Annotated in this window: 1 pseudogene; it reads right to left on the bottom strand. The window is 66.7% G+C overall.

Annotation, left to right across the window (positions count from 1 at the left end):
• Nucleotides 1-262 (bottom strand): annotated as a pseudogene (locus HR086_RS47240) (chemotaxis protein); the annotation flags it as partial.
• Nucleotides 263-821: the final 559 nt, after the last annotated feature.

Here is an 821-nt window from a genome sequence, read left to right as displayed (position 1 = left end):
ACAGGAGCGTGTGTTTCCCCCGCCCCGGTGGCGTCCCCAGCGCCTGCATGGGTCGCCACGCGCTCGTATCGGTTTCGCGCGCCCAGACGGGCACACCCTCCGGCCCCAGCGGTGAGTCTCCCCAGCGGTAGAGCCAGCCCTCCCGCAGGTCGTCCACCCCGCCCTCGCGCACCTGCGCCTGGACGTCGGAGCCCCACACCGCCAACACCAGCAGCACACGCGCCAGGCGCGACAGCCACCTCCCATCAAAACGCCCCTTCATGAAAGGAAGCCCTCGCGGCGAGACATGAAACATCGATGACGGGCGCTGCGAGACATGAGACCGGGCCATGAAGGCACCGATGCTCATGTGTCGACGAAACCTCCGCAAACGGGTCTCTCTCACCCCGCCCGCCTGCTCCACACGCGTGCATCACCAGCGCTGCCTCCGAGCACGCATCCACTCCGCGTGACGACGCGATGCAGTGCCGACAGCGCCATGAATCAGCAATCCCAGACTTCCGCTTTCCGCGCCCGCGCCCCAGCTCACGACGCCCGCTGTCCGGATTCCAGAAACTGGATCCAGCCCTCGGACAACCGTGACAGCGGACCGTTTCAGATGGCTTCAAATCCAGACAACCGCGCGGTGAATCCGTTGTTTCGCACTGGCACCCTCGTTGCTCTTCCGCGAGGCCGTGACAGAGCGAGCGACATCCCCCCACGAGCCTTCTCCCCGGCGTGAAACATCTGGCTGGGATTCCCAGCCACCCGGCGAATTCTCGGTTTCGGCCGCACCGCTCCTGACGGATTCGACCTCCCTTCGCGCGCCGCCCATCCCCGCC

The sequence above is a fragment of the Myxococcus sp. CA039A genome (genome assembly GCF_013336645.1).
Taxonomy (GTDB): domain Bacteria; phylum Myxococcota; class Myxococcia; order Myxococcales; family Myxococcaceae; genus Myxococcus; species Myxococcus llanfairpwllgwyngyllgogerychwyrndrobwllllantysiliogogogochensis.
Note: the sequence above shows the minus strand (reverse complement) of the source record. Positions and strands in the feature narration are given on the sequence as shown.